The sequence below is a fragment of the Hymenobacter sp. H14-R3 genome (assembly GCF_030063445.1).
In the GTDB taxonomy this organism is placed as follows: Bacteria; Bacteroidota; Bacteroidia; order Cytophagales; family Hymenobacteraceae; genus Hymenobacter.
This window is the reverse complement of sequence record NZ_JASITD010000067.1, coordinates 1-2134: the sequence shown is the minus strand read 5'-3', so window position 1 is coordinate 2134 and position 2134 is coordinate 1. Positions and strand designations below refer to the sequence as shown.

Here is a 2134-nt window from a genome sequence, read left to right as displayed (position 1 = left end):
TATTAAAATTAGCATTGATTGCCATAACCGTAATATCATCCTCACTTAGACCACCACCGGCTTTTTTAACTCAGGATTTAGGTGGAACTGCTGGACTGGCTGGAGGGGGAGTCGGCACTTTCGCTGGAACCGGCGTGGCTCCAGGTTTGGAGTTGGGACGTGGGGTATCCAGCTTGTGGTCCTTGATAAACTCGCGTAGCCGGTTGACGACGACTTCCTCGCGTTCCTCATTGAACTTGGCGTTCTGCTCATTTAATAGCGTGGGCTTGTCAATTAACTTTAAGTAGATGCGGGCTGCCATTGAGCGCGTGATAAATGCTTCCTGCTCCGTTCGGAAAAGATGCTCAACCACGGGTTGAAAAACGTTGGAGTCAATCGCTACGAGGTGGCGGAGTAAGTTAGACTCGATGGACTCCAGGTAGGAGTAAGTGGTCAGCTGCTGCTGCTGCTCAAAAGCGTAGAGCGTCTTCTCAAAATTTCGGGTGAGCGCGTAGAGCCGGTTGCCAATGTCCGCGTTATGAATCCGCACGTTGGCCACGCCATCCGTGACGGCCACGCCCAGTAAGGCAAAGCCGACCTTCATCTGCTCACTGAGACTTCCCAAACTTGTGGCCTGCTCATCTAGCGGATTTATGCCGGCCTGGACGCAATAAGCGATTGCCGCACTAGCAAACTTGCCTTTAGCAACCTTGAGTTTTTTAGCCTGAATTTCTAAAATTCTTGCCGCCTCGTCCTCAATCTTGATTGAGTTACCGAGTTTTTCATTCGGCTTTCTGCGTGGTGGCCGCCCCGCTTTTCTCTTCTCAGGCTCCATAATTATCTTGAAAGAAAGTGAACTTAATTATACATTAGTGCTACCCGCAATAAACTGATAATTAGCGTTCTTAATGATTCTTGCTACTACTAGTAAAAACTAGAGCTAAAACAGGATACATTGAAAGCCTATTTTTAGCTTAATGCTACTCATAAAACATTCATTACTAATACGATAGCTATTACGTACTACTGACAAACTCTGTTTGTCACTGATAATCAATGCGGTAGCTTTGATTGAAGGTAGTCCTCTAGCTAACTATCACTACTAATCGTTGAATCGGTACCCTATGTCGTCCCCAATCTACAACTAGTCTAGCCTACTTCTACTACTACCGGCTATAAACTATCCCGTCACCCCTAGCCACAATCAGCCTCTCCCTGCCACTATCTCGCCCCTCAGCCTCCTACCACCTCACCGACCAACTACCGCTCTCCTGTGGCCCCAAATCCAAGCTATCCTATCCCATTAGCTCTATTCCACTCCCGCAACTACTCAACGATTAGCTTTTAGAATTTTCCTTTTCAACTTTTGCCGGCCCCCACTTCCCTTTTGAACTACCCTCACCAGCCACACTACCCCAGCTAATTTTCTACTCAGCCACATCAACTTTTCTTGCTCCCCAGTCACAAAATCTTTAAGCAGCTCCACCACTTCTTCTCACCTGGCCTTCAACTTCTGCTGCGAATCCCACCACCCTTAGCTAGCAAATACCGCCACCTACCTTATCGAAAACGCTGACCCTGCCCCTACCAAATCAGCTTATCCATGCCCACCATTTTTGCTTCTCCGGACTCTGTTTTTACTGCTAGCTGCTCCCCAAAAACTCTACCTCTTCTGCTGCTATTTCTTCTACCAGCGTCCTGCTTTCTACTGCTGCCCTTACCCCTACTACCGCTTCATTTCTTATCGCTTCCTACTGATTCGCCTTCCCCTCTCACCTGCCACTCTTATGCCTCCCCACCTCTTTTTTTAGCTTTTGGAATCTTCTTTTTACTGGCACTTCCCCCGCTAAATCTTTCCTGCGCGTCCTGCTCCAGCCCTGCTTTTCCTTCGGCTACACTCGCTCCTTCCTACCTCCATTTCCTCCCTCCACCCCTCCCAATCGAGTGACTACCTCTTCAAAAAGTCGCTTCCCTATTCTGACTTTTCTTGCTCCTCCCCGCCCATATTTTCCTTAGCCTAGCCTCTAATTGCTAGTACTACTCAGCTGCTTTTCACCCCGCCGACCTGCCCACTTACCACCTTCCTTTCTCCCCAACCCAGCTGCTTTTCACCTCCCCCATCCGTCTCTTTCCTGCCCGTCTTTTGCGCATACCC

1 protein-coding gene is annotated in these 2134 nt (G+C 48.7%); it reads right to left on the bottom strand.

The features are described 5' to 3' along the window. Positions 1-70: 70 nt before the first annotated feature. Positions 71-814 carry a hypothetical protein gene (locus QMK33_RS23290; RefSeq protein WP_283567027.1) on the bottom strand — a complete coding sequence of 248 codons (744 nt, stop codon included), beginning with the start codon at positions 812-814 and terminating at the stop codon, positions 71-73. Between the last annotated feature and the right edge of the window lie 1320 nt (positions 815-2134).